At 63.3% G+C, this 25,563-nt stretch carries 24 protein-coding genes, 1 tRNA gene and 2 pseudogenes; 8 read left to right on the top strand and 19 right to left on the bottom strand.

The window, feature by feature from the left end; genetic code table 11:
- The 5 genes and pseudogenes from AC1DX0_RS05820 to AC1DX0_RS05800 form a co-directional block, all read right to left on the bottom strand.
- Positions 1-185 (bottom strand): annotated as a pseudogene (locus AC1DX0_RS05820) (IS5/IS1182 family transposase); the annotation flags it as partial.
- A 135-nt stretch (positions 186-320) separates the two neighbouring features.
- Entirely contained in the window at positions 321-1,487 is a 1,167-nt protein-coding gene (locus AC1DX0_RS05815; protein ID WP_477223948.1) for an NAD(P)/FAD-dependent oxidoreductase, read from the bottom strand.
- A gap of 67 nt (positions 1,488-1,554) precedes the next feature.
- Positions 1,555-3,159 carry an ATP-binding protein gene (locus tag AC1DX0_RS05810; protein WP_477223947.1) on the bottom strand — a complete coding sequence of 535 codons (1,605 nt, stop codon included), beginning with the start codon at positions 3,157-3,159 and terminating at the stop codon, positions 1,555-1,557.
- Complete coding sequence (locus AC1DX0_RS05805; RefSeq protein WP_477223946.1) at positions 3,150-3,842, bottom strand: response regulator; 693 nt, start codon at positions 3,840-3,842, stop codon at positions 3,150-3,152. Before AC1DX0_RS05805 ends, AC1DX0_RS05810 begins: the two co-directional genes overlap by 10 nt.
- A 3-nt stretch (positions 3,843-3,845) precedes the next feature.
- Positions 3,846-5,381 (bottom strand): DUF4153 domain-containing protein, encoded by a 1,536-nt coding sequence (locus tag AC1DX0_RS05800; protein ID WP_477223950.1) that lies wholly within the window; start codon positions 5,379-5,381, stop codon positions 3,846-3,848.
- A gap of 375 nt (positions 5,382-5,756) precedes the next feature.
- On the opposite strand from AC1DX0_RS05800, the gene AC1DX0_RS05795 reads away from it, so the two are divergent.
- Together AC1DX0_RS05795 and AC1DX0_RS05790 are read left to right on the top strand one after the other, a co-directional pair.
- On the top strand, positions 5,757-6,635 hold the full coding sequence (locus AC1DX0_RS05795) for an HpcH/HpaI aldolase/citrate lyase family protein (protein ID WP_477223945.1): 879 nt from the start codon (positions 5,757-5,759) through the stop codon (positions 6,633-6,635).
- Positions 6,636-6,683: 48 nt separating this feature from the next.
- The gene (locus AC1DX0_RS05790) at positions 6,684-6,890 is read left to right on the top strand and encodes a DUF1737 domain-containing protein (protein WP_477223944.1); all 207 of its coding nucleotides are present in this window, start codon (positions 6,684-6,686) and stop codon (positions 6,888-6,890) included.
- 9 nt (positions 6,891-6,899) lie between these two features.
- Here the strand turns inward: AC1DX0_RS05790 and AC1DX0_RS05785 are convergent, their stop codons facing one another.
- From AC1DX0_RS05785 to AC1DX0_RS05775, 3 genes and pseudogenes are all read right to left on the bottom strand, one after another.
- The gene (locus AC1DX0_RS05785) at positions 6,900-7,181 is read right to left on the bottom strand and encodes a helix-turn-helix domain-containing protein (RefSeq protein ID WP_477223943.1); all 282 of its coding nucleotides are present in this window, start codon (positions 7,179-7,181) and stop codon (positions 6,900-6,902) included.
- Between the two features lie 13 nt (positions 7,182-7,194).
- Positions 7,195-7,515 (bottom strand): annotated as a pseudogene (locus tag AC1DX0_RS05780) (type II toxin-antitoxin system RelE/ParE family toxin).
- A gap of 243 nt (positions 7,516-7,758) precedes the next feature.
- Positions 7,759-8,181 (bottom strand): metallopeptidase family protein, encoded by a 423-nt coding sequence (locus tag AC1DX0_RS05775; protein WP_172221986.1) that lies wholly within the window; start codon positions 8,179-8,181, stop codon positions 7,759-7,761.
- Positions 8,182-8,316: 135 nt separating this feature from the next.
- Here AC1DX0_RS05775 and AC1DX0_RS05770 point away from each other — a divergent pair, with 135 nt between their 5' ends.
- The 4 genes from AC1DX0_RS05770 (at position 8,317) to AC1DX0_RS05755 (ending at position 15,089) form a co-directional block, all read left to right on the top strand.
- Positions 8,317-8,949, top strand: a complete 633-nt coding sequence (locus tag AC1DX0_RS05770; RefSeq protein ID WP_477223942.1) for a LysE family translocator — start codon at positions 8,317-8,319, stop codon at positions 8,947-8,949.
- Between the two features lie 413 nt (positions 8,950-9,362).
- Complete coding sequence (locus AC1DX0_RS05765; protein ID WP_477223941.1) at positions 9,363-10,379, top strand: ImuA family protein; 1,017 nt, start codon at positions 9,363-9,365, stop codon at positions 10,377-10,379.
- Positions 10,321-11,796: a DUF6504 family protein gene (locus AC1DX0_RS05760; protein WP_477223940.1), complete on the top strand. Its 1,476-nt coding sequence runs from the start codon at positions 10,321-10,323 to the stop codon at positions 11,794-11,796. The genes AC1DX0_RS05765 and AC1DX0_RS05760 overlap by 59 nt, the downstream gene beginning before the upstream one ends.
- A complete protein-coding gene (locus tag AC1DX0_RS05755; RefSeq protein WP_477223939.1) occupies positions 11,793-15,089 on the top strand; it encodes an error-prone DNA polymerase in 3,297 nt (1,098 codons plus the stop codon). Before AC1DX0_RS05760 ends, AC1DX0_RS05755 begins: the two co-directional genes overlap by 4 nt.
- 258 nt (positions 15,090-15,347) lie before the next feature.
- On the opposite strand, the gene AC1DX0_RS05750 is transcribed toward AC1DX0_RS05755, so the two are convergent.
- From AC1DX0_RS05750 to AC1DX0_RS05735, 4 genes are all read right to left on the bottom strand, one after another.
- Entirely contained in the window at positions 15,348-15,587 is a 240-nt protein-coding gene (locus tag AC1DX0_RS05750) for a Trm112 family protein (protein ID WP_477223938.1), read from the bottom strand.
- A 9-nt stretch (positions 15,588-15,596) separates the two neighbouring features.
- Positions 15,597-16,268 carry an LON peptidase substrate-binding domain-containing protein gene (locus tag AC1DX0_RS05745; protein WP_477223937.1) on the bottom strand — a complete coding sequence of 224 codons (672 nt, stop codon included), beginning with the start codon at positions 16,266-16,268 and terminating at the stop codon, positions 15,597-15,599.
- Between the two features lie 123 nt (positions 16,269-16,391).
- The gene (gene trxA, locus AC1DX0_RS05740; RefSeq protein WP_477223936.1) at positions 16,392-17,402 is read right to left on the bottom strand and encodes a thioredoxin; all 1,011 of its coding nucleotides are present in this window, start codon (positions 17,400-17,402) and stop codon (positions 16,392-16,394) included.
- Between the two features lie 81 nt (positions 17,403-17,483).
- Complete coding sequence (locus AC1DX0_RS05735; protein WP_477223935.1) at positions 17,484-17,981, bottom strand: prolyl-tRNA synthetase associated domain-containing protein; 498 nt, start codon at positions 17,979-17,981, stop codon at positions 17,484-17,486.
- Positions 17,982-18,192: 211 nt separating this feature from the next.
- Between AC1DX0_RS05735 and AC1DX0_RS05730 the strand changes: the two genes are divergently transcribed.
- Positions 18,193-18,267, top strand: a tRNA-Gly gene (locus AC1DX0_RS05730).
- Positions 18,268-18,500: 233 nt separating this feature from the next.
- On the opposite strand, the gene AC1DX0_RS05725 is transcribed toward AC1DX0_RS05730, so the two are convergent.
- Together AC1DX0_RS05725 and AC1DX0_RS05720 are read right to left on the bottom strand one after the other, a co-directional pair.
- Positions 18,501-20,210, bottom strand: coding sequence for a DUF262 domain-containing protein (locus tag AC1DX0_RS05725; RefSeq protein ID WP_477223934.1), 1,710 nt, complete (start codon positions 20,208-20,210; stop codon positions 18,501-18,503).
- 192 nt (positions 20,211-20,402) lie between these two features.
- Positions 20,403-21,206, bottom strand: coding sequence for a SapC family protein (locus tag AC1DX0_RS05720; RefSeq protein WP_477223933.1), 804 nt, complete (start codon positions 21,204-21,206; stop codon positions 20,403-20,405).
- Between the two features lie 278 nt (positions 21,207-21,484).
- On the opposite strand from AC1DX0_RS05720, the gene AC1DX0_RS05715 reads away from it, so the two are divergent.
- Positions 21,485-21,754: a DUF6916 family protein gene (locus AC1DX0_RS05715; RefSeq protein ID WP_477223932.1), complete on the top strand. Its 270-nt coding sequence runs from the start codon at positions 21,485-21,487 to the stop codon at positions 21,752-21,754.
- 234 nt (positions 21,755-21,988) lie between these two features.
- Here AC1DX0_RS05715 and AC1DX0_RS05710 read toward each other — a convergent pair whose 3' ends face one another.
- The 5 genes from AC1DX0_RS05710 to AC1DX0_RS05690 are packed head-to-tail and all read right to left on the bottom strand — an operon-like array spanning position 21,989 to position 25,439.
- Positions 21,989-22,525 (bottom strand): N-acetyltransferase family protein, encoded by a 537-nt coding sequence (locus AC1DX0_RS05710; RefSeq protein WP_477223931.1) that lies wholly within the window; start codon positions 22,523-22,525, stop codon positions 21,989-21,991.
- 18 nt (positions 22,526-22,543) lie between these two features.
- On the bottom strand, positions 22,544-23,863 hold the full coding sequence (locus AC1DX0_RS05705; protein WP_477223930.1) for a PLL family lectin: 1,320 nt from the start codon (positions 23,861-23,863) through the stop codon (positions 22,544-22,546).
- Positions 23,864-23,893: 30 nt separating this feature from the next.
- Entirely contained in the window at positions 23,894-24,415 is a 522-nt protein-coding gene (locus tag AC1DX0_RS05700; RefSeq protein ID WP_477223929.1) for a phage tail protein, read from the bottom strand.
- 10 nt (positions 24,416-24,425) lie between these two features.
- A complete protein-coding gene (locus AC1DX0_RS05695) occupies positions 24,426-24,929 on the bottom strand; it encodes a phage tail protein (RefSeq protein ID WP_477223928.1) in 504 nt (167 codons plus the stop codon).
- A 12-nt stretch (positions 24,930-24,941) separates the two neighbouring features.
- Positions 24,942-25,439 carry a phage tail protein gene (locus tag AC1DX0_RS05690; RefSeq protein ID WP_477223927.1) on the bottom strand — a complete coding sequence of 166 codons (498 nt, stop codon included), beginning with the start codon at positions 25,437-25,439 and terminating at the stop codon, positions 24,942-24,944.
- Positions 25,440-25,563: the final 124 nt, after the last annotated feature.

Here is a 25,563-nt window from a genome sequence, read left to right as displayed (position 1 = left end):
AACAGGACCAACGGTGGCCAGGCAGCCCGACCCGGTCCACCATCGCGCAGCGGGTTGAGTAGCTTCTCGAAGCGGTCCCACTTCACCAGACCTGACAATCGATCGAGTGGCGAAGAACCGCCTGCCAACTTGCCGCCCAGAAAGGCTTCCGCCAAGCTCAACTGACCCGTCTGCTTCACTGCCATCGTGATTCCCTCCGAGCGTCAATCTCAGAGAATCACAACCACCGAATTACGCAACAGTCCCCCTTGCGGGGGAGATGTCCGGCAGGACAGAGGGGGGTGGGCCGGAACTCGACCGAGCGGTTGTTCTGCGAGCCCTTAAATCACATTCAATTCCCGAAACGCCCGTCCCTCGGCCACGCGCCCATACCCAAACGCTTTGCAGTCGATCGTCCGATACCCCCCATGCACGATCAACTCCGCCAGCGCCTTGCCGACCGCCGGCGCCTGCTGCAGGCCATGGCCGGAGAATCCGTTGGCGAACAGGAAATTGCCGACCTCGGGATGCGGGCCGATCACGGCGTTCTGGTCGAGCGTGTTGTAATCATAGTGGCCGGCCCAGGCGCGGGTCGCCTTGATCGCTTCGAAGGCCGGAATGCGGGTTGCCAGCACTGGCCAGATCACCTCTTCGAACAGCGGCCAGTCGACCTCGAAATCCCCGGGGTCGGCCGGCCCATCGCCCTCCTCAGGTTCGGCACCGCCGGTGAGGTAGACCGAGCCTTCCGGCCGCACATAAATGCCCGAGGGATCGACCAGCAGCGGCATATCGGCGTATTTCTCGCGCGCCTCGAAGACGAAGACGTTGCGCTTGCGCGGCTCGACCGGCAGCGAAAGCTGGGCAAGAGCGGCGACCTTGCCGGCATTCGGCCCGGCGGCGTTGACGACGATGCCGGCCTCCAGCGTTTGGCCATTGTCGAGGGAGACGCCGGTGACGCGGTTGCCGTCGCGCGCAACAGCGGTGACCGAAGCGGTGATGAAATCAATCTTCTTGTCGCGCAGCGCTTTGCGGAACAGCGTCAGCATCGCATGCGCGTCGAACCAGCCTTCGCCGGTCCGGCCATAGGCGCCGGCGGAAATGCCTTCGCTCGAAAGCCAGGCGAAGCGCCGTGTCAGTTGCTCGGCATCCTCGAGCACGATGTCGGCGCCCTCGGCGATCTGCGCCTCGTGATTGGCTTTGAGGATCGGCAGCCCGGCCTCTCCGGCGAGGATGAGATAGCCGCCTTCGCGGAACCCGATATCGGCATCGGTGCCGAATTCTTCCTTCAGCCGCCGGAACAGTTTTAGCGTGAATTGCGACAGCCGGATGTTTTCCGGAATGGAAAATTGCTGGCGGATCGAGGCCATGGACAGGGTCGTTGCCGCATGGGCGAATTGCGGATCGCGCTCGATGAGCGCGATGGAGCCGGAAAACCCTTCCTCGCGCAGATAATAGGCAATCGAGGACCCAACGATGGCCCCGCCGATGATGACGATGTCGTAGCGCATTTTTTCGGCTCCAGCTTCCAGAGCATGATCCCGAAAAGTGGGTACCGGTTTTCGGATAAGATCATGCTCAGCTTGATAAAGGCAAAGTGATCTCGAAGCGCGTGCCGCGCTCGCTGTCAACCAGCCGGATCATACCATCATGCGCTTTCAGGAGGGCCAGCACGATGCCGAGGCCCATGCCGGTGCCGCCGGTAGCGCGCCTTGTGGTGAAGAACGGCTCGAAGATGCGCGCCTGGTTGCTGGGCGAAATGCCGTCGCCATCATCGCTGACCAGCACCGTCGCCTTGCCCTCGGCGCTCGCCGCCGTGATCGAAACCAGCGTCGCGCCGTGCCTGGCCGAGTTGTCGATGAGATTGGCAAGCACGATTGCAGCGTTCTCGGACGAGATGCGCAAAGCGAGATCGCCGCCCGCCTCGACGCGAACCGCCAGCCTGGTGTCGACGGGAAGCAATGCCAGCACAGCATTGATCGAGGTGCTTTCACCGCTGGGTGCAAGATTTTCGGCCTTTGCCAGATCGAGCAGGCGCCGCACCAGCAGATTGAGCCGTCCGGCATCGGTGACGATATTGTTGGAAAATCGCCGCCGCTCTTCATCATCCATCGCGCTGCCTGAATCGCGCAGCAATTCCGCCGCGCCCTGGATCGCCGTCAGCGGTGATTTGAGCTCGTGCGAGACATGGGCGGCAAAGGTCTGGATGCTATCGGATCGCGCCTGCAGCTTTTCCGCCATGTCGAGGAAGGCGGCGGAAAGCTCGGCCATTTCATAGGTGCCGTGATGGTCGAGCGGCCGGATCGCGTCGCGTTCGCCGGCGGCGATGCGCTGCGTGCGGTCGATCAGCGCATAGATCGGCCGGCTGACGGTGCGCAGGAAGACAAGGCCGATGAGCAGCGTGCCGCCGAGAATGGCGATTGCCGCCAACGTCACCTTGCCGCGTTCGCCATAGAGATGTTTTATGATGTTGTTGGGCGTCCGCGAGACATAGACCACGCCGGCGACCCGGCCATCGACGGCCACCGGCAAGGCGACGAAAACACGCACCTTGGTGCCACGGCTGACCGAATAGAGCGGTGGCGTCGGCTGGTCCGGGATGCGCAGCCTGAGCGCACTGGCATAGCGGCCGGCAAGCGCGTCGCGCACCTCCTCGACCTCGCCAAGCGACTGCCCGACCTCGCCGCGCCCGGCAATGACGACGCCGCGGGGATCGAGCAGCCGGAAGCCGGCCAGCGTGGTTTTCTGCGTCGCATCGAGAATGCTGGACAGGCGCGTGCCGATCGCGGCGAAGGCGGGATCCACGGTCGCCGGCGTCGCCGCCGGCCGCGTCGGCAGCACGTAGTCCGAAGCGAGATCGAGGCTCGGCTCGATCGGCCTGTATGGCCCGTCGGGATTGGCGTCTCGGCTGGCACTTCCATTGGCCTCCGGCATCGGCGCCCCGAGCTTTTCCGGGGCAATGCCGGCATCGCGCACCTCCTGCGCATAGATGGCTGCGATGGCCGCGCCTTGCGCGATCAGCTCGGCCTCGGTCTGGCGGATCAGCTGGTTCTCGTAGAGGCGAAAGAAGAACAGGCCGACCAGCGGCAAGGCCATAACCAGGATCAGGATGGCGACGACGACCGTGGCAAGCCGTGGCCGCCATTTGCGGCCGATCCATTTGCGCGACGCCGTCAGCCGCATCGGCCAAGCCGGAAGCCGACGCCATGCACGGTCTCGATGGCGTCAACGCAACCCACCGCCGCCAGCTTGGCGCGGATGTTTCTGATGTGGCTGTCGACGGTACGGTCGGCGACATGGATTTTTCCCGCATAGGCGCTGGCCATCACAGCGTCGCGGTCGAGCACATGCATAGGCCGGGCCAAAAACCCTTTCAGGATCGAGAATTCGATCCCCGTCAGCGCAAGCGGCTTGCCGTCGAAGGCAGCCGCGTGGCTGGCCGGCGCCAGCGTGAGCTTGCCATGCGCGAACTGCCTGTCGTCGATCGGTTCGGTCGGCACCGGGCGGGCGCGCCGCAGGATGACATTGACGCGGGCGACCAGCTCGCGCGGGCTGAACGGCTTCGTCACATAGTCGTCGCCGCCCATTTCCAGCCCGAGGATGCGGTCGATCTCCTCGTCTCGCGCGGACAGGAAGAGCACCGGCACATCGGATGTGTGGCGCAGGCGCCGGCAGACCTCCAGCCCATCCATCTCCGGCATGCCGATGTCGAGCACGACCAGATCCGGCACCCGGCGTTCGATCTCCTGCAAGGCAGCGGCACCGTCGGCCACTGCATGCGTTTTCATGCCGGCCTTTTCCAGCGCGAAGCAGATCACCTCGCGGATATGCGGGTCATCGTCGGCGACGAGGATGTGATGCGGCATGGATCAGCGGTCCGGCATGGAAGGCTGCGAAGGTAGCGCGGGTGGAGGAAGCACGAGCGGACCTCTCTTGTCGAGAACCCTGGCCAGCCGCCAGCCGCGAAAACTCCAGGCGCGCCACTTCTTCTGTTCGGCGATATAGTCATCGGCCATCTGCAGGTCTACCGCCCAAGTGGTCAAATGTTCGGTCTGATGCATGTAGTAGCGATCCAGCGCCGGCAGGGAGACAGCGCCGAACGAGCGCAGATACTCGGCGTCGAGCGGGGTGCCGGAGCCGGTCATTTCAAGGGAATGGTCGACATTGTAGTTGGCGATCGTTGCTGCGAAATTGATGAAACAGCAGGCATAAAGCGTCAGGGATAACGTCAGAAGATTGGCGGAGGAGAGCCATTCGTTGGATTTTCGCAGCGCGATGCGAGCAACGATCAGCGCAAGCCCTGCCGCCACCAGCCCCATCCAGACGAAAGCCGCGATGCGCCAGTAGGTCAGCGCGTAGATGCCGATATAGAGATCGAGCCGCAGGATCGACGAGATGACCAGCATGATGTTCTGCGCCACCCAGGCATAGACCAGCCGGCGGATGAGCGGATCGGCTGAGGTCTCGCTTCCCGGCCTGAGCGCCGCCAGCACAAAACCGGCGGCAAGCAGCGCGGTGACTATGAGGGGATAGGCGCCGCGATGCGCATAGGCGGCGTAGCTCAAGCCGTCGGGAAGCGCTGCCCCGCCCCACAGATAGGTGGCATCGAGCCCGGTCTGCAGCGCGAACAGCACGTTGAAGACGATCAAGGCGCGCAGGATGGCTGCCTTGCCGAACACGATGTCCTCGATGACGTGCCTTTGTGGATTGACCGCCGGTTGAGCGGCAGGGGTATACTTTGGCCGGGAGGCGCGCTTCGAAAAACGCGGCAGGCGTGGCCGCAAAAAAGCCCAGACACCGGCGAGCACGAACAGCCAGAAGGCGATGCGCGCCAGCTGGATCAGATCGAGCAGCTTCATCAGGTCGATCAGCGACAGCCAGTAATCGATGATCGGATTGGCGGCGCCGAACAGCGCCAGGAAGACGGCGCCCAGCGTCAACGGCATCACCCAGACCGCGATCGCCGCCAGCCGCACGCGGCGCCGGCCGAAGCGCCGCGCCGTCTTGCGCCAACGGATGAAATCGCGAACGAACCGGAACGGCGCTGCCAGCCAAAACAGCGCGATCTGGCCGGGAATGCGGGCGATGCTGTGCCGCAGACGACCACTCAGCGAAAGCGCGAAGACGACCAGGGCCGCCAGCGCAATCGACACCGACAAGGCGCTGACATTTTCGGCGAGCGGCAGCAGCGCGACAAGCAAAGCGGCGGGCTTAAGCCAGACCCTGATGTCGCTGAAGGCCGCGGGATGCACTGCGACGACCGCGGCGGCAACCAGGATGGCGAAGAGGAAGATCGTGATCCCGGCAGGCTGGCCATAGAACAGAAAATCCGCCATCACGACCAGCAGCACGGCGACGCCGAAGCGGCTGCAATAGCTCGGCGCGGCGGTGAAAAACGATGTCATGATCTGGCCTTCCTGATCGAGGCCGGTCGCCATGGCGGCGGGCTCTTGCGGACAAAGGGAATGAGGTTCGCTGTGGGGTTCGCGCGCGGCGGATCGACCAGCCACCAGCCTTCGCTGCGCAGCCGGTAGGGCAGAGACCAACGGGGTTTTGCTCGCTTGTGCATGCCCCTGTCTCGCAGGCGGGCGGGGAGATGGCGGGGCGGATCCGAGGAGGTTTTCCGCAAACGTGTGCAGTTTTCGTGCAGAGGCTGCGCTTCACGGCTGGTGCGCTGCCCGCAATCCTTTTCCGAGCGTTGGCGCCGCCAGCTTTCGCGATTGGCTCATCTCACCAGTCGGGTGCTTGCCTACACCACCCACAGGCGGCATAGATCGGATATGACCGAACCCTACCGCCCGCGCCGCTCTGTGCTCTACGTCCCGGCCTCCAACGACAAGGCGCTGGCCAAGATCGCGCAGCTGTTCTGCGACGCCGTCATCATCGATCTGGAGGACGCCGTCGCCCCGGCCGACAAGATTGCCGCTCGCGACAAGCTGGCCGGAATTTTCGCCAATCGCCCCGCTAGGCGTTGCGAGATGGTGGTGCGCGTCAATGCGCTGGCCAGCGAATGGGGCGCCGACGACCTCTTAGCCGCGGCAAAATTCGAACCCGACGGCATCCTGTTGTCCAAAGTCGCCACGCCGCGCGATGTCCTCGAAGTCGGCGATGTGCTCGACGACAATTTTGCCCCCGACAGCGTGAAACTGTGGGCGATGATCGAGACGCCGAAGGCGCTGCTCAACATCGGCGCCATTGCCGAACTGGGCCGCGATCCCGCCTCGCGCCTCAATTGTTTCGTTGCCGGAACGAACGATCTGGCCAAGGACACCGGCGTGCTGGCGACGCCGGACCGGCGCTACCTCGTGCCATGGCTGATGCAGATGGTGCTGGCCGCGCGCGCCGGCGGCCTCGACATGCTCGACGGCGTTGCCAATGATTTTCGCGACCTCGATGCCTTTGCCCGCGAGTGCGCGGAAGGCGCCGCCATGGGCTTCGATGGCAAGACCCTTATCCATCCGGCCCAGATCGAAGCGGCGAACCGCGCCTTCGCGCCGTCAACGCAGGCGCTGGCCGAGGCACAGCTGGTCAAGGACGCCTTTTCACTTGCAGAGAATGCTGGCAAAGGCGTGATTTCGCTGAACGGCAGGATGGTCGAGCGGCTGCATCTGGCGCAGGCCGAAAAACTGCTGGCGAAAGCCGCCGCCATCGGCGCATGATATCACCCCATGCTTGCGGGCTATGGGCACTTACGACAGGACTGAAAAATGAAACTCTACCGCTTTCTGACCGCCTCGGACGATGCCAGCTTCTGCCACAAGGTGACGGCGGCACTGAACAAGGGCTGGCACCTTTTCGGCTCGCCGACCTACGCCTATGACAAGAAAGCCAAAACCATGCGCTGCGGCCAGGCCGTGGTGAAGGATATCGACGGCCAGGAATACGGGCCGGACACCAAGCTTAGCGACTGGTAGACGACAGCATCAGGCGGCATCTGCAATATCAAGACGCACACTCAGTCCGGCCTGTGCGGCAAGGTTGATCAACGTGTCCAGGCTGAAATTCGCGATCCTGCCCCGCAGGAGGTCGCTAAGCCGCGGCTGGGTGATCCCCAGGCGGGTGGCTGCTTCGGCCTGGGTAACGTCCCAACTCCGCACCCGCTGCTCGATCGCGATCAGCAAGTTGGAGCGCATCGTCATGTTGGCGGACTCGGCCGGAGTATTCTCGAGCGCGTCCCAGACGTTTTCAAAACTCTGACGTTCCATCGCCCTGCCTCCGTTAGATTTGCCTGAACCGCGATGCGGCAAGATCCAGGTCTCGTTTCGTCGTTTGTTGCGTCTTCTTCTGGAAGGCGTGCAGCACATAGACGGTGTCACCTATGCTCGCGACATAAAGCACCCGGAACGCGCCGGTGTTGTCACGGACGCGGATTTCCCGCACACTGGGACCTACCGTCGTCATCGGCTTCCAGTCGCTTGGCTCAAGTCCGAGCTGAACCTTATGCAACTGAACGCCTGTTTCCTTGCGCGCCGGTTCAGGAAAATCCCGGAGCTAGGCAAGAGAATCTCCCAGAAACTCTAGGCGCTTCGTCACTGGCATAGCAGATTTATATCAAAACTTGTATAATTGGGCAAGACGATGACGCATGTGATCGGCTCGCTGCCTGCTCGGACGCAGGCTGTGTCGAGATTCAGGTCAGGCCTAGTCGAGAATCGTGGGTTCCGAGAACCGGAACGGAGCGTAATTTGGGTACGTGATTACAGTTCTACTGCGACGCAGTAGAACTGGGAAGCGTAGGAAGCCGCCATTCGCAGGTCGGCCTCACCTGAATATCGGCACAGCCTACTCGGCCGCCTCTTCGAGCTTCTCCATATCATCATCCGACAGGCCGAAATGGTGGCCGATCTCGTGGATCAGCACATGGGTGACGATGTCGCCCAGCGTTTCTTCGTTTTCGGCCCAGTAGTCGAGCATGGCGCGGCGGTAGAGCGTGATGCGGTTCGGGCCTTCGCCGGTCTGCGGGTTCCAGCGCTCGGCGATGCCACGGCCCTCGAACAGGCCGAGCAGGTCGAAGGGCGTTTCCAGCGACAGATCGTCCATGATCTCGTCGGTCGGGAATTCCGCGATCTGGATGACGATCTCGCCGGTCAGCTTGCGAAAGTCCTCCGGCAAATGGGCGTAGGCCTCCAGTGCCAGGAACTCGAACTCCTCCATCGAGGGCGCGAGTTCGCTATGCCAGGTGCGGGTTTTATAGATGCGGGCCATGCTTTGTCCTTTGAACCCGGCATATAGGCTTTCGCGCCGGTCGAGGCAAATGAAGCGGCAATTCTCGCCGCAGCGCCTTTGCCGCGGCCGGGGAATCGCGTAGGGGTCGGTTCCGGCCATCTCTCAGGAGTTCTCATGCCGGACCTTTCCACCATCGGACTTTTCGCCATTGCCTGCCTCGCGCTGACCGCGACGCCGGGGCCAGACATGCTGCTGATTGCGTCACGCAGCGCCAGCCAGGGACGCGCCTCGGGCCTGGCGACCTATGCCGGCATCGCCGCCGGCACCTATTGCCACGCGCTGGCCGCCGCCTTCGGCCTGTCGCAATTGTTCCTGGCAGCGCCCATCGCCTACGACATCGTGCGCTATGCCGGCGCCGCCTACCTCGCCTGGCTCGCCTGGAAGGCATTCCGTTCCGACGGAACGGCTTTTGCCCCGGTCGCCGGCCTGCCACGCTATTCGCGCGGCCGGATTTTTCGGCAAGGCCTGCTGACCAATCTGCTCAACCCGAAAATGGCGCTGTTCGTGCTGGCGCTGTTCCCGCAATTCGTGCGCCCTGAGGCCGGTTCCGTCGCCGGCCAGATCCTGCTGCTGGCGACCGTGCTCAATCTGATCGGGCTGGTGGTCAACGGCCTGGTCATCCTGACCGCCAGCCGGATCGGAACGGCGTTGTCGAGGCGAACGCGGTTCCAGCGCGCACCGCAGGTCCTGCTCGGAACCGTGTTCGCGGGTCTGGCCGCACGGCTGGCTCTTGGCGGCCAGCGCTAGTTTTCAGCGCAGAAAGTTGACGGGGTCGTTGTGTTGACGAGCCAGATGCGTTGGCGATTGGCGAAGAAAAGCCCATCGGTTCGTCATCCACGGGCGGAGCAAGAAGCGCAGCGACGCGGCGCAGACCCGAGGATCCATGCCGGGACTCTTGAGCGCCGCAACGGTGCAGAATTCTGCTCCGCTGCACTCCACAGTCGAGGTCGCGGCATGGATCCCAGGGTCTCCGCGACGCCGCTGCGCGGCTGCTTCGCCCTAGGATGACGAAATCACGGGATGCTGCGATCTACCCATACGCTGGGCTCGTGGCCACCTCACTGAGGAATAAATTCCTTATGACTCTGCTTGACTCTTCTGCTGCCCTCTGGAATCTATAGGAACATAACAGGAACAATTGTGAGTGGACACTGACCGTCATGGCGATATCAGCCGTGGCGCGGGAAACTGTTTTTGCCCTGCGCCGCCAGATCGCGAAAATCGAGGGAACGCTGCCCGAACGCCTGCAGGCGCCGGCTGGCGCACTCCTTGATGCTGATGTCAGCGCCGATGTCGATCTCACGATCGTCCGGCGCGGCATTGCGGCGGCCTTGCCGGATGCCTTCCTGCCCATCGGCGTCGAACGGCTCGATGCCGCCCTGAGCGGCGGCCTGCCGAAAGCCGCGCTCAGCGAAATCCATGGCCTGGAAACCCGCGATGCCGGAGCCGTCGCCGGTTTCGCCCTGTCGCTCACCAGCCTGATCCTCAAGCAGGCGCAAGGGCTGCCGGTGCTTTGGATCGGCACCACGGAAATCTTCCGCGAGGCCGGCTTTCCCTATGCCAGGGGGCTGCAGGCCTCGTTCGGCATCGAGCCCGGGCAATTGCTGTTTTCCGAGGCGCCAAAGCTCGTCGACGCACTGTGGGTCGCCGAGGAGGCCGCCCGGATGACGGCGCTCGCTGCCGTTATCCTGGAAATCCGTGGCAACCCGCAGCGGCTGGACCTGACAGCGACGCGCCGGCTGCATGCCAGGGCGCAGGCTGCCGGCCGCCCGGTGTTTCTACTGCGGCAGGCCGCCGCGCCCGAACCGACGGCAGCGCCCGTTCGGCTCATCGTCTCGTCGGCGCCGGCCACGCCACGCGCCACCATCGCCGGGCCGCTCGCCGGTTCGATCGGCCGCCCCGCCTTTACCATCACCATCGGCAAGAGCCGCACGGCCCTGCCTGGACAATTCACACTGGAGTGGAACCCCGATGAACGCGCATTCGACGAAAGAAGGGGCCAGAAACAACGGACAGAGGATCCTGTCGCTGTGGTTTCCCTATCTGGCGGCCGAAAGGATCCTGCGGCAGCGTCTGGGGCGGTCATGGCGTTCCCGGCCGCCGGATCATCCGCCGCTGGTGGTCAGCCATCGCCAGGGCAACGCGCAGCGCATTTCGGCCCTCGACGAGCGGGCTGAGGCGCTGCACCTGAAGCGCGACATGGGCATCGCCGATGCGCGCGCCATGCATCCGTCGATCGATATCGTCGAGGCCGATGCGGAGGCCGACCGGCGCCTGCTCGAAGGCCTGGCCGACTGGTGCGACCGCTACACCCCGCTGGTGGCGCTGGACGGCGCGGACGGCCTGTTCCTCGACGTCACCGGCTGCACCCATCTGTTCGGCGGCGAACGCGCCATGCTGGACGACATCCTGTCGCGCTTCTTCCATCAGGGTTTCGATGTCCGCGCCGGCCTTGCCCCGACACCGGGCGCGGCCTGGGCGGCGGCACGCTTTTGCGGCGACCGCATCGTTGATGGCGGCGACGAGGAAGCCCTGCTCGCACCCTTGCCGCTCGCTGCACTGCGCATCGACCCGGCGACCCGCGCCAGCCTGGAAAGTGTGGGCCTGCGCACGGCGGGCGCCGTCATGGCGGCACCCCGCGCGCCGCTCGCCCGCCGCTTCGGCGCCACCTTGCTGCTGCGTCTCGACCAGGCGCTTGGCCGTCTCGACGAGGCGGTCTCGCCGCGCCTTCCCGTGGCGCCGCTTTCGGTCGAACGCCATCTTGCCGAGCCCATCACCCTGACCGAGGACATCGAACGGCTGGTGGGCCTGCTGGCGACGACCTTGAAGACCGATCTCGAGCGCCGTGGCGAAGGCGCCCGGACGCTGGCGTTGCTGCTCTTCCGTGTCGACGGCGCCGTCAGCCGCATTGCGCTCGGCACCTCGCGGCCGCTGCGCGACACCAGGCTGATCCAGAAACTGTTCCATGAAAGGCTGGCAGCGCTCGAGCAGGACATCGATGCCGGCTACGGCTTCGATCTGGTTCGCCTCTCGGTGCTGGCCGCCGCCGCCTTCGACATGGCGCAGGCCGATCTGACCGGCGAGGTGACCGACGATGGCGCCGACATCGCGCTGTTCGCCGACCGCATCCGCGCCCGGCTCGGCGAGGGCGCGGTGCTGCAGCCGGTTCTCGTCGAAAGCCATCTGCCGGAACGCGCCGTCGCCACCATCCCCTTCACGGAGGCACCGCGCCGGACCACACCGCCGAAGAAGCCGGACAGACTGCAGGCGCCCAAAACCATCTTCCCGCCGGAACGGCCGATCCGGCTGTTCCGCGCGCCCGAGCCCATCGACGTGCCGGCGACCGAAATGCCCGAGGGTCCGCCGCTCAATTTCCGCTGGCGGCGCGCGCTCTACCGCGTCACCCGTGCCGAGGGTCCCGAACGTATCGCCGCCGAATGGTGGCGTGAAGCGTCAAGCGATCCGGTCACATCGACCCGCGACTATTTCCGCATCGAGGATGTCGACGGCCGCCGCTACTGGCTCTACCGGCAAGGCCTTTACGGCAACCCGCAGGTGCCGCCGCGCTGGTTCATGCATGGGGTCTTCGCATGAACGCACTGACCGTCATCCCCTATGCCGAGTTCGGCATCCAGTCGAATTTCTCCTTTCTGCGCGGCGCCTCCAAGCCGGAGGAACTGGTGGTCGCGGCCAAGCTGCTGGGCTTCTCCGCGATCGGCCTTGCCGACCGCAACACGGTGGCCGGCGTGGTGCGCGCCTGGCAGCAGGCCAAGGTCGAAAAACTCGCCTATCACCCCGGCTGCCGGCTGGTTTTTGGCGACGGCACGCCGGATATTCTCGCCTATCCCAGGGATCGCGCCGGCTGGGGGCATCTGTGCCGCATGCTGACCCAAGCCAATCTGCGCGACGAGACCGAAAAGGGCGCCACCCTGCTCCAGCGCAGCGACGTGGTCGAATGGGGGGATTTGATGTCGCTGGCGGTGCTGCCCGATCTGACGGCGAACGCGGACGGCAGGCTTGCCCTGCTTCGCCAGCTCAAGGACCGTTTTGGTAAGGCCCTGCGGCTTGGCGTCTCTCCCGACTATGCCGGCCATGACCGTTTCCGGATCGAGCAGGCGGCGGCGCTGGCCGAGACGACCGGCATCCCGCTGATGGCGACCAATGACGTTCTCTACCACACGGCCGAACGACGCCCACTGCAGGACGTGCTGACCGCGATCCGCCTCAACACACCCGTCGCCGAGGTCGGGCTGGAGCTCACCGCCAATGCCGAACGCCATCTGAAGCCGCCGCTGGAAATGGCCCGCCTGTTTCGCCGCCATCCGCAGGCGCTGGCCGAGACACTGCGCTTTGCGGAAGAATTGACCTTCTCGCTCAGCGACCTCCAGTACAATTACCCCGACGAGCCGACGGAATCCGGACTCGGGCCGCAGGCCGAACTGGAAAGACTGGCGCGGGAGGGAGCGGTCAACCGCTATCCGGCCGGCGTTCCTGCCTCCGTGATCAAGCGCATCGAGGAAGAGCTCGCCCTGATCGAGCGCCTCAACTATGCCCGTTACTTCCTGACCGTCTACGACATTGTCAAGTTCGCCCGTAGCAAGGATATTCTCTGCCAGGGTCGTGGTTCGGCTGCCAATTCGGTGGTTTGCTTCTGCATCGGCATCACCGAAGTGGGGCCGGAGAAAATCGATTCGCTGTTCGAGCGCTTCATTTCCGAGGAGAGGAACGAACCTCCAGACATCGACGTCGATTTCGAGCACGAAAAGCGCGAAACCGTCATCCAGTACATCTACGAAAAATACAGCTCCAAGCGCACGGCTCTAGCCGCCGCCGTCATCAGCTATCGCGGCCGCTCGGCGCTGCGCGAGGTGTCGAAGGCGATGGGCCTTTCGGAAGATGTCCGGGCGTCGCTTTCCGGCTCGATCTGGGGCTGGTCGACCTCGGAGCTCGGCGAGAAGGAAGCCCGCGCCGGCGGCCTCGACCGTAGCGACCCCACATCGCGGCATGTGATGGAACGGGCCAACGAGATCATGGGCTTCCCCCGTCATTTGTCGCAGCATGTCGGCGGCTTCGTCATCACCAGGGACCGGCTCGACGAGATCGTGCCCATCGTCAAGACGGCGATGGACGAGCGCAAGATGGTCGAATGGGACAAGGACGATCTCGACTCGGTGAAGATCCTTAAGGTGGACATCCTGGCGCTCGGCATGCTGACCTGCCTCCAGCGCGCCTTCACCTTGCTTACCGACCACTATCCGAAGGCACGGGACCCATACGGGCAACCCTATGTGCTGGCCACTCTCCCGGCAGAGGACCAACGCGTCTATGACATGATCTGCCGCGCCGATACGCTCGGCGTCTTCCAGATCGAGTCTCGCGCGCAGATGTCGATGCTGCCGCGGCTCCAGCCGCGCGATTTCTATGACCTCGTCATCGAAGTGGCGATCGTGCGGCCAGGTCCGATCCAGGGTGACATGGTCCACCCCTATCTGCGCCGCCGGCAAGGCAAGGAAGCGGCCGAATATCAAAAGCCAGAGCTGGAAGCGATCCTGGGTAAGACGCTTGGCGTGCCACTGTTCCAGGAACAGGCGATGAATATCGCCATCGTCGCCGGCGGTTTCAAACCGGGCGAGGCCGACGAATTGCGCCGCGCCATGGCCACCTTCAAGCGCACCGGCACCATCGGCAATTACCGCGACCGTATGATCAATGGCATGGTCGGCAAGGGCTACACCAAGGATTTCGCCGAGCGCTGCTTCAAGCAGATCGAGGGTTTTGGCGAGTACGGCTTTCCCGAAAGCCACGCCGCTTCCTTCGCCTTGCTCGTCTATGCCTCGTGCTGGTTCAAGACCTTCTATCCCGACGTGTTTTGCGCCGCGATCCTGAATTCGCAGCCGATGGGGTTTTACCAGCCGGCGCAGCTCGTGCGTGACGCGCGCGACCATGGCGTCGACATCCGCGAGGTCGACGTCAATTTCTCCGTCTGGGACTGCACTCTGGAAAAAGCGCCTTTCGACCCGGCCCGCATCCTGCCGCGCCATGCCGAAATGCGCGGTGTTATCGAGACGAACCATGCGCTGCGGCTCGGCTTCCGGCAGATCAAGGGTCTTTCCAAGGAACGCATGGAGGCTTTCGCAAAGCGGCGCGGTGCAGGCTACGAAAACGTCCGCGATGTCTGGCTGCGTTCCGGCCTCGATGTCGACGAGATCGAGCGGCTGGCGCAGGCCGATGCCTTCCGCTCGATCGGCCTCGACCGCCGTGCCGCACTTTGGGACGTGCGCGCGCTGGGCGCCAGGAGTGCGGCCGAAAAGCTGCCGCTGTTCGACCAGCCGGCGCTGCGACTGCGCGAACTGGAGCCCGAGACGAAGCTGCCGAAAATGCCGCTTGGCGAACACGTCATCCACGATTACCGCTCGCTCGGCCTGTCGCTGAAGGCGCATCCGGTCGCTTTCCTGCGCGAGCGGCTCGACCGCGCCGGCATCACGCCCAATGCCAACCTGCCATTGGTACGCGACGGCAGGCGGGTCTCCGTCGCCGGCCTGGTGCTGGTGCGGCAGCGCCCCGGCAAAGGCAACGCGATCTTCCTGACGCTGGAGGACGACAAGGCGGTCGCCAACGTCATCTTCTGGCAAAGAACCTTCGACCGTTTCCGACCCATCGTCATGGGTGCGCGGTTCGTCAAGGTCAGCGGGAAATTGCAGTCGGAATCCGGTGTGATCCATATCGTCGCGGAAAAGATCGAGGATCTGACGCCCTGGCTCACCGTGCTTCTGGAGAAGGTCAGCGGGGCGGGAGCGCCGGTGCTTAGAGACACACAGGTCGGGGACCTCGCAACGCTGTCGGAAGAGGCGGAACGTGTCATGCCCAAGGGGCGGAATTTCCAGTAGGCATTGGCCTGCTCCGGTGTCGCAGCTGGAGCGATTACGAATAGAATGCCGGCGGGCCAGCGCCCCCCTCTGTCCTGCCGGACATCTCCCCCACAAGGAGGGAGATTGGCTGTCATCCCGGCTTTCGCCAATCTCCAACGTTGAAAGACGAACTGGGCGGCGAAACTGCCGATCTCCCCCCAAGTGGGGGAGATGCCCGGCAGGGCAGAGGGGGGCGCTGTCCCGCCGGCCTCTGACCACTTCTACACACAGCGAAATTCAGGAAGGCCCGCTCAGCCTCGGCGGCGGCGCCAGCACATCCTCCGCCGAGAGCGTCCGTGCCTCCGAAGGCAGCATGATCGGGATGCCGTCCCGCACCGGATAAGCCAGCTTGGCGACCCGCGAGATCAGCTCACCCCGCTCCGGATCCCAGGCCAGCGGCCCCTTGGTCAGCGGGCAGGCCAGCAGTTCCAGCAGCTTGGGATCGACATTGATCTTCTTTCCGTCACGCCCCGCCATCGCACCCTCTCACTGTAAGCTCGAGCCAAAATCCTCATTCTCGCGCGCCAGCGCCATTTCGGTGATGGCGATCAGCGTCTCGGCCCGCGTCTTCAAATCCGCCGCCTCGAGCAGCGCCTGTTTCTCGGCCGGACCGTAGGGCGCCATCATCGACAGCGCGTTGACCAGCATGGCATTTTCGGCGCGGCTGACGCTTTCCCAGTCGGCTTCGAGATCGTTGGCCTGCAGATAGGCGCGAAATGCCTTCAGCAGCGCCGGCCGATCGATCTCGTTGGCCGCCGGATCGTCATCGAGATCGGCGATGAAGGGCGCGGGCTTCGCCTGGCGAAACGGCGTCTTGACCGTCAGCTCATGGGCGATGCGGAAGCGGAACACGCCTTGCAGCGAAATCAGGTAACGGCCGTCGCCGGTTTCGGAGAAGGCGATGATGCGGCCGGCGCAGCCGACATTGCAGAGCTCCGGCTCGCCATCCTCGCGCAGTGCGCCGTCGAGACGGGGCTGGATGACGCCGATCAGCCGCGAGCCGGCGACCGCCTCGTCCACCATCTGCAAATAGCGCGGCTCGAAAATGTTGAGCGGCATGCGACCGCCCGGCAGCAAAAGCGCCCCCTCGAGCGGAAAGATCGGGATCGTCGACGGCAGATCCTTGGCGAGCCGGTAATGCGCGTTTCCCGCTTGCACCTCATTCCTCCGATCGACTTCTTCCGCCTTCCGCCACAGGGAGCATCGGCCTGCTGAAGTCAGGTACCTAATCTGGCGCGGCCACCGCCGACGCCAAGCCCGTGCGACGATTGAGCCGCCGGCTCAGGAGAACAGCAGCGCCGACAATTTGCGCCGCGCGGCCAGCGTCGCCTCGTCGGTCATGCCCCAGGCCTCGAACAGCTGCAGCAATTGCGCCCTCGCGCCATCCTCGTTCCAGGCGCGGTCGGCCTTGATGATGGCCAGCAGATTGTCGGCTGCCGCCGTGCGCTCGCCCCTGGCGTTCTGGATCATGGCCAGATCGAAACGCGCCTGATGGTCTTTGGGATTCTCAGCCAGGCGGCGCTCGAACTCGGCCGGATTGCCAAGCGCTGCGGCTTGCGCGGCCAGCGCTATCTTGGCGCGCAAGGCGGCGAGAACAGGCGCGTCCTTCTTGGCCTCGGGTGCCGTTGCCAGCAACGCCTCGGCGCCTTCCGTGTCGCCGGCCTCGAACAGCAGGTCGCCCAGCCCGGCGATCGCCTCGATCGTCTCAGGCGCCTGCGCCAGGACGGCGTCAAAAATGTCGGCGGCGGTCTGCATGTCGCCGGCCTCGCGCGCTTCGGCCGCTGCCGCCAGCGCGTCGGCCACAGCCGGGGCGCCATTGCCCTTGCCGCCGACCTTGGTGATGAATTCGTTGATCTGGCTCTCAGGGATTGCGCCCATGAAGCCATCGACGGGCTGGCCGTCCTTGAAGGCGATGACGGCGGGAATGGACTGGATGCCGAGCTGGCCGGCGATCGAGGGGTGGTCGTCGATGTTCATCTTGACCAGCTTGACCTTGCCGCCGGCCGCCTTGACCGCCTTTTCCAGCTGCGGCGTCAGCTGCTTGCAGGGACCGCACCACGGCGCCCAGAAATCGACCAGCACCGGCTGGCGCCGCGATTCCTGGATGACGTCGGCGGCAAAGGCCGCGGTCGTCGTGTCCTTGATGACATCGCCGCCGGCAACGGGCGCGGCCGGCGCATCGCCAAGCGCGACCTTTGCCGGCGCGGGGGCGGTTCCGCCATACTGCACTGTGGTGGCATACTGGCCGCCACTGCTGCCGAATGACCCGCCAAACGGCTTGTTGTCGCTCATCTCGTCACCTTTTCGGTCGCGCCGCCGGCCCGCGGGTCGGCGCCATGTCATTGGAAGTCGGTTTCGCCATGCATGTGGCGATCATGCCGAGACTTTCAAGATAGCAGCATCATGCCCGGTTGCCTCGACGAATCTGATGAGATCGGCCGCGGCGATCGATGTCGTCGCCTCATTGGTCAGCGGATGCGCGTTGATGACGGCATGCGCCATCAATTCCTCGTCGAGCACCAGCTTCACCCGGTTGGCGGTATCGTTGATGACACCGAAGACGGTAACGGCGCCCGGCGAAACGCCCAAAAGCTCCATCAGCATCTCCGGCTTGCCGAAGGAAACGCGGCTGGCGGCGCCGATCAGCTGGTGGATCTGCTTGAGATCGACGACGGCGTCCTCACCGACGGTGACCAGGAAGAAATTGTCCTTCTTGTCCTTCAGGAACAGGTTTTTGGTGTGCCCGCCGGCGATTTCGCCGCGCAGCGCCTGCGAATCGGCCACCGTATAGAGCGGCGGGTGGCGTATCGTCGAAACGGCGATGCCGAGTTCGGCAAGAAAGGCAAAAAGTTCGGCTTCGCTCTTCGGCATCGATCTTCTTCTCGTCCAATTCCTGCCTTGCCGTTTACGGCCAATGCGGTGGCCGACACAAGACCATCGCGCAACGGCGCGGCAAAATCCGCGCGGCGCGGGCGGTTTGCCGGCATCGCCTGGCGTGTTGCAAAAACCCTGCGATTTCCCTGTTGCAATCGCCGCGCTCTTCAGCCATATAGGCCCGGCTTGCGGCCAAGACGCCGTGTGAGCGGGTGTAGCTCAGGGGTAGAGCACAACCTTGCCAAGGTTGGGGTCGAGCGTTCGAATCGCTTCACCCGCTCCAATTTCCTCAATGGAAATCAAGCATCGAAAAGCCGCGGTCCGCCGCGGCTTTTTCGCATTTTGGCTTGCCTTATAAGGCCGCCATTCGCTCGATGATCGAGGTCAGAATAGAAAGTGCGACAATCGTGGTGGTGCGGTGGCGCACACCCAACCTCTGGTCGAGATTGCGGGATGGCCACCCTCACCTACATAACTAAGACTGTCTACTGAAGGCCGGTTTTCTGGCAGCTAAGCTTATCGGCTCTCATTTCCCCGAGCAGCCTCTGGGACGGAAATCCCCCAACGTTTTGCCAACATCTCAACATGACGCGTGTGTCGGGACGTATAAGTAATCACATCCCAGGTATCGATGTGAGATAATTCTTGGACGCTGGCATACGTGGCGCGTTTTTTAGCTGTCGAAGCGCCTCCGAGCCCGAAATACACAACGATCTTCTCGCGAAAGCCAAGATTTGATGCGCTAGAGTTCTTGCGAGAAGTTAGGAGGACAAGATTGCCTAGACTGTGCGTCATTACCTCTCGCTCTTCCGGCATAATGTGGTCCCAAGCGCCCGGCTCGGGATTCTGCGGAAGAATGTGCTCAACTGTTTTCTGTCCGTCCCACACTACCGGCTGCTCTGCCATTAGCCGATCAAGGCGTTCAAGCATCGCTCGAACCACTCGAGTTGGAAATCGGCTATAAAGCGGACCAGTTAAGGACTGCCACGCTTCTGAAATCTCGTCCGCCGTCAGAGTAAGGGCGACAGACAATTCGTGTTCTTCCTTCTTGAGGGCACGGAGAATTTCAACATATCGATTCATGCGCTGCGTGTCGTACCGACGAGCAAGCTGCATGGCCCATGCGAGCCCTTCAAGCTTGGCTAGCGTTTGAACTAAGCTGGCTCCGGCACCCAGTTTCAACGAAGCCTCGATCGCTACGGGTATCCAGTCCTTATTGGGGACCAGGCTCAAGCCGGCCATCGCCTCCGAGGCTGAAACACGCAACTCTGCGGGAAAATCACTGCTGTCGCAGTCCAGTATTTTTCCGTAAAGGCGCTTTGCAGGGGCTAACTCATTACCAAGAAAATCTCTGACAGCAGCAGCGTTGCTACTACGAAAGCGATCGGCATATGCCTCACTCAAACTCTGCCTGCTTTTTGCCTCCTCGTGAATGAATCGGATCGTTTCCAAAAGACCTTCGAACTCAGTCCGTCCAAGATCGTTCTCGAACTCTCTCCATCGCTCAGCTTGATGGGCCATTTCGCTCTCGTCGGTAAATTTGGCGAGCAGATCAGCTTTAATTACGTCCGCATTCGAGAGGTCCATTCCACGATCATTCAGTACTCTAAAGATGCGCAGCGCCGCGGATCTTGATTCCGTTGCCACCACCACGAGAACGCATTTGTTGAGGAGGAAAGCCACCAATGCTTGTCGTTCGATCTCAGGAAGGACCGATACAAGTTGGCGAAAGGCCTGGATATTTCGCCATATCAAACGCTGTGCCTCGTTTCCAGGCTCCTGAGATGAAACCTCCTTGGAGGTGGCGCCCGGAACTTGAACCGAATCTCGGAAGAATACCCGGTCGCGTTGGTGCGCACGAACCCTCACCGCTTCAACCTGCGCCTTAAACTGGTTCGGCTCAATGTAGACAGCCGCCGCCAGTGCTTCCTTTTCATTTTTATCAGTCGCAATGTCGCGTAGTACGGCGGCGAGAATCGTCAGCGTGGTCAAGCGCTGTTGGCCGTCAACAACCTGGCCGACCAATTCGCCTTGCGGCCGAATCAGCACAATGCTTCCGAGAAAATATGGCTCACCACTTGATGCTTCGACAGCTTCCTTCAAATCTTGATAAAGCTCCCGAGCTTCATCTGGTGTCCAAGCGTAAGGTCTCTGATAGGGAGGTATCTCGTGCAAAAACTTATCGCCAAGTACTTCTGAAACCGTGTGTTGATGGGCCGTAATCATAGAAATTCCTCCGCCGTCTAGGTGTACCTGACGTATTGTGCTTCGCAAGAGCAGGAAACCGGCATCGACTTCCTGCCGACCACATGAGCGATCCCGTCGATGGTTTGGGTGCTTTCCGCTAGGTTTTGGCCGCGAGGTTGATACGTTACTCGCATGGATGGAAAATTCGTGGTTAGCCGCTACCCCCGGCCTTCAGCCGCCCTTCACCCCATCCGCCTTGCGCAGCGATGCCTGGTGCACCAGCGACGTCCAGCTGTTGGTTGAGGCGAGGTGGCAGTAGAGCAGGCCGAGCGCGCCGGATTTTCTGAGGTCGAGGAAGGCCGCGTCGCTCAGTTTGTTGAAGGCCGGCTCGTCGATCACCTGGAAATCGGTGAGGTTGAGCACTTCGCCGCCTTCCAGCGTCACCTTGCTCTGGCGCGGCGCAAACAAGCCGTGCGCGTCGATCTTGTCGATCATCTCGCGGGTGGCTCTGAAGTCGATCTGGAATTGATTGCAGAAGGCGAGCGCCTGCTTGGTTGCTTCGGTCGGCTCCGTGCCGCTGAAGAACGGCGCGACCTTGTCTTCGCGGAACGGCGCCATGAGCTGGTCGATGACCCGCTCGCTTGCCCTGTCCACGCACAGCGTCAGCCGGCCTGCCGTGGTCGGATCCTCGGCAAGGATGAAGGGGTAGCGGCGGACATAGGCGGGAATGTAGTGGGGCGCGGTCCACCGGCCGTCGGCATCGACGAACAAATTCTCGCCCTGGCGCACGCCGGTGATGATGACAGGGGATTTGGCCGGGCCGATGAAGACGATCGGGTAGGAGCGCATCGCCGCCGGCATTTCCGACGCCACCACCGGGATGGCGTGCGCGGTGCGCGCGAAGGCAAAGTCGCCGCGCGCGGTCAGGCCGAGCGAGCCGTGCCGCGCCGGGTTGAGCGCCTCCGGCTTCGAATAGAACAGCGGCATCGCCTCGGCCGCCGGCGCTGCTTCCGTTCCTGCCCCGTTGTCAGCCATGGTTCCGTCCCTTTCTCCCGCCAGCCGATCAGGCCGGCTGCTGCGCATCAGACCCCAAGACCGGCATCTGCTCTTGTTGCGCTGATCTTGGCTGGACCAAGACTCCGGCGCAGGAACAAAGTACTACAGTGTCCGTGGCGCGCATAAAAGCACGACCGTTGCGGTATTTTGCGCTTTGCCCCGGCGAATTGTCTCGCAACGCCCGGGCCAGACGCAGGGCCTCTGGACAGCCTGCGGCGAAGCGGCAAGATTGCACCCGGCAGCAGCGGAGTGACGGCATGGCGTCGGTAGCGGATTTCGAGCAGGGGCAGGTGTTCACCGTCGAGGCCGGCGGCAAGCCGGTCTCGCTGGAACTGAGCACGGTCAAGCCCATCGCCGCCAGCCCGCGTCCGGGTGGCGGCTTCTCACTGGTGTTCCGGGGCCCGCGCGAAACGCCGCTGCCGCAGGCGACCTATCGCTTCACGGGTCAAGGCAGGGAGCACGAGATCTTCATCGTGCCGATCGCCGCCGACGCGGCCGGGCGGCTTTATGAGGCGGTGTTCAATTAGAGATTTGGTTGTGACATTGACTGGGCCGACGCGAAAATCATTGCTGTCGGCGCTGCCCCTCACTGTCCTGCCGGACATCTCTCCCCGTAAACGGGGCGAGAGGGCTGGCCGCGCGCCTTCGCCTTTCTTGCAACGCCGATGATTGGCGAAGCCATCGATGACAGCGTCCCTCTCCCCGTCACTATACGGGGAGAGGATGCCGGCAGGCAGGTGAGGGGCAGCGCCAACCGAAAATCACCGGGCGCTTTCACCCGCCCGCGCACACGCCATCAAATCATAGACTCCCTTGTCCTCGACCACCGCAAAGCCGAGCTCGACATAAAGCCGCCGCGCCGGATTGTTCTTCTCGACATGGATCGACGCTGATTTGCCGGCTAACCATGCCTCGTCGATGAGGTCGCGCAGCAGCGCCGTGCCATATCCCTTGCGGCGATGGGCGGGCAGGAAAGCGATGTCGATGATGCGGTGCTGGCTTGGCCAGCGCTCGATATAGAGGCGGCCGATGTCCTGCCCGGCCCGCTGCACCACCAGCCAGTCGGCCTCGGGATAGTGTTTTCTGTAGTGGGCGTGTTGCGCCTGGAATTGCATGTCGAGGAAGGCGGCCTTCTGCGTCTCGGTCCAGTCCGTCACCGCGAGCTCTTCCAGGCGCGTCGAGGCGTAGAGAAGCGACAGGAACGGCAAATCCGCCTCCGTCGCCGCACGGAAGCCGAGCCCAGCCTGCCGCGACCGGGACCAGACCGGAAGAAGGCGTGCCGGGCCGACTTCTGCCACGCTGCCCGCAGTCAACGCTCAGACCGGCGGCGTCAGGTCGCGCACGACTATGGCCTGGTTGACGTTGCTGCTGGCAAGCGACACCCAGGCGTCCTCCCACTCCGTGCTGTCGATGCCCATCTGCGACAGCGTCCACAGCGAGTTGTCGTTGGGTGCGCCGCCGCCCATCAGGCTGAACAAAGCGACGCGGCCGTCGGCATTGTAGTCGAGCGTCAGCCTTGTGTTGGCGCCCGAAGCGTTGAAATCGCGCCACCCCGACCAGTTTTGAGTGGCCGCGTCATACTGGGCGTTGAACGAGTGCACGTGTTGCTGGTCGGACGCAACAAGCATGATGTCGCCATTGCCCTCGATGCCGGCAGCCAATGTGTATTTGGCAACCCGGCTGTATTCGGTCATGGCCCAGGGCGTCCAGCTGTCGGTGCCGGCCGGCTTCTGGCGCGTGTGCAGCACCTGCCCGCTCTGGTTCAGGGCGAACAGATTGGTGGCGCCGAGCGGCCCGACAATCGGCGCCATTTCGGTGAACCCGCCGGTGCCCGTGGTGTCGATCTGCACCCATCCCGTCCAGTCGGCAACCTTCAGCGCTTCCGCTATCGCTTGCTGGCAGCGGTAGAGATGCAAGCCGGAATTGATGCCGAAAAGCGCGATGCGGCCATCGGCCTGGCGGATGGCCCTGATCGACACCAGGCCGCCGGGGATCTGCTGCCAGTTGCTCCACGGCTGAACCGGCGGAACGCGCTCGTCGACCGTGACGACGATCGGTGTCGTGGTGCCGGGCGGCGTGATGGTCTTCTGCACCTGCACGATCTGGTCCGGATTCTGGTAGATCCACCAGATGTTGCCCTGATTGTCGGTGAGGAAAACCTCGATGCGGCCGTCGGCATCATTCGCCATCGACAGCTTCTGATAGGAGGCGGCGCCGGGCGGCGCGCCGATACCGATCGGCGTGTTCCATTTGTCGATCGGGCCGATCTGGTTGGCGTCCTCGGTGATGAAGGACAGATTGGTCGACCCAGACAACTGGGCGACGACGGCCACCCTGCCGTCCTTGGTCAGGCCGGCGGTCATGATCACCCAGGCGCCGGGAGCGATGGCCGACCAGGCGGCGGGCCACGACCCGTTGGGCGCGTCTTGCGCCTTCTGGATCAGGCGCCCGGCCGCCGTATCGATAGCGACCACCATCAGCCGCGACAGTTCGAAGAACGACGTGCCGGCCGGCATGTTCTGGTAGACGGGCGCCGGACCGGACCGGACCGGCCGGGCGCTGGCCCTGGAAGCCGCCTTCGGCGCCGCCGCCTTCGCCGCAGGGGCTTTCGATTTCGGTTCTGCTGTCTTGGCCATCGTATTGGTCCTGCCCTGTTGGCTCGGAATTCAGGTTCTTGGCGGGAAGACGCCTTGCAGCGCGATGCAGAAATAGCAGGTGAGATAGGGCTGCAAATTGTTGTGCGGCTGGTCGCCGCCGATCGGCCGCACCGCCTGATCGCTGAGCGGCGTCAAAGTGGCCGTCGCCGAATAGGACGTGCCGGGAGACGTACGCGCGAAGGATCGCGCTGGACCTGGCGCCGCAAGGTTGGCCGGATTGACGTTCGCCATCAGCGTGTGCCCGTGCTGCGGCATTTCCGATATCAGCAACTGCACAGTCTCCGAACCACCCGGCTCGCCGAGATCGTGCAGTGAAAGCCCTGGGCCTTGCCCCGGGTGCATCGGCGCACGGCCTTGCAAATCGGGCAGGGCGAAGTTGGACTTGCCGTTGCCGCCATAGGTGGTGCCGAGCAACGAGAACAGCGCGGTGTTCTGCGACAGCGGCAGCAATTGGCCATCGCACCAGGCCCAGCCCTTGGGTGCGAAATTGAACGGAAAAATGCGGATTTCGGCGACGAACGGGTCAGCCATGGCGGTCCTCTTAGGTCGGCGACGGGAAGATCCCGAACAGCGAAATGATGAAATTGACGCAGAGATAGGGCTGGAAGTTCGTGTGCGGTTGGCTGCCGCCGGTTTGCCCGGCGGTCTGTGGGGACATCGGCGTGGCCGCCGGCGCCTCGCGGTAGATCTGCGACGCGCCGACCTGCCCGGTCATGTTGCCGGTGGGGGTGCTCGCCGCGGCATTGTTCAGCGAAGCAAGGAACGCATGCGTGTGCGAAGGGATCTGCTGGGGTGTAAGCGTGACTTCTTCCACGCCGCCGGTCTGGGAAAGGACGAAATCAGCGCTCTGATGAACCGGAAGGCGACCACGCAGGTCTGGCAGCGCGAACGTGCTCTGGCCGTCGCCGCCATAGGTGGTGCCGATCAGGTTGAACAGGGTCTCATTTTCCGAGATGGGCAGCAGTTGCCCTTCGCAGAACATCCAGCCGGCTATCGCAAAATTGCCGGCAAACATGCGAATTTCGCCAACATATGGTTGTGCCATGGTTGCTTTTCCTCAGGTCGGCGACGGGAAAATGCCCTGCAGGGCGATGCAGAAGTTCAGGGTCAGAAACGGCTGCATGTTGATATGCGCCTGGTTGCCGCCGACAGGGGCCAGTGTGCCGGGCTCCATCGCCGTGGGATTGCCAGGCGCCGTATAGGTGTTGGCAACGGTTGCCAGCAAATTGCCGTTGGGCGCCGGCACGTCGGCGTTGGCGGTCGTGGCCTGCTCGATATGACTGTGAAACGGCAATTCCCCGATCAAAAGCGTGTGCGCCTGTTCGCCGCCGCGCTCGCCCAGCGCGTGGCCGCCGCCGACATGCATCGGCACGCGCCCGCGATAGTCGGGCAGGGCGAAGTTCACCCGCCCATCGCCACCGAAGGTGGTGCCGAGCAGCGAAAACAGTCCCTGGTTCTGGTTGATCGGCAGAAGCTGGCCATTACACAAAGCCCAGCCTTTCGGCGCAAAAACGAAAGACATGATTCTGATTTCGGAAAGAAATGGCTCCGACATCGCTGCCCCCTCATTGTTGGTACATACTAACCCACAACTACAAGCTTACGCAACGTTAGGAGGCGTTCAAATAAAAGAATATTTTTAACTTGGCTTTTATTAAAAAGTAGCCGGCTTCCGGTTG

This window comes from Mesorhizobium sp. P3_A9 (assembly GCF_056402975.1).
This window is presented reverse-complemented; position numbering and strand designations above follow the sequence as displayed.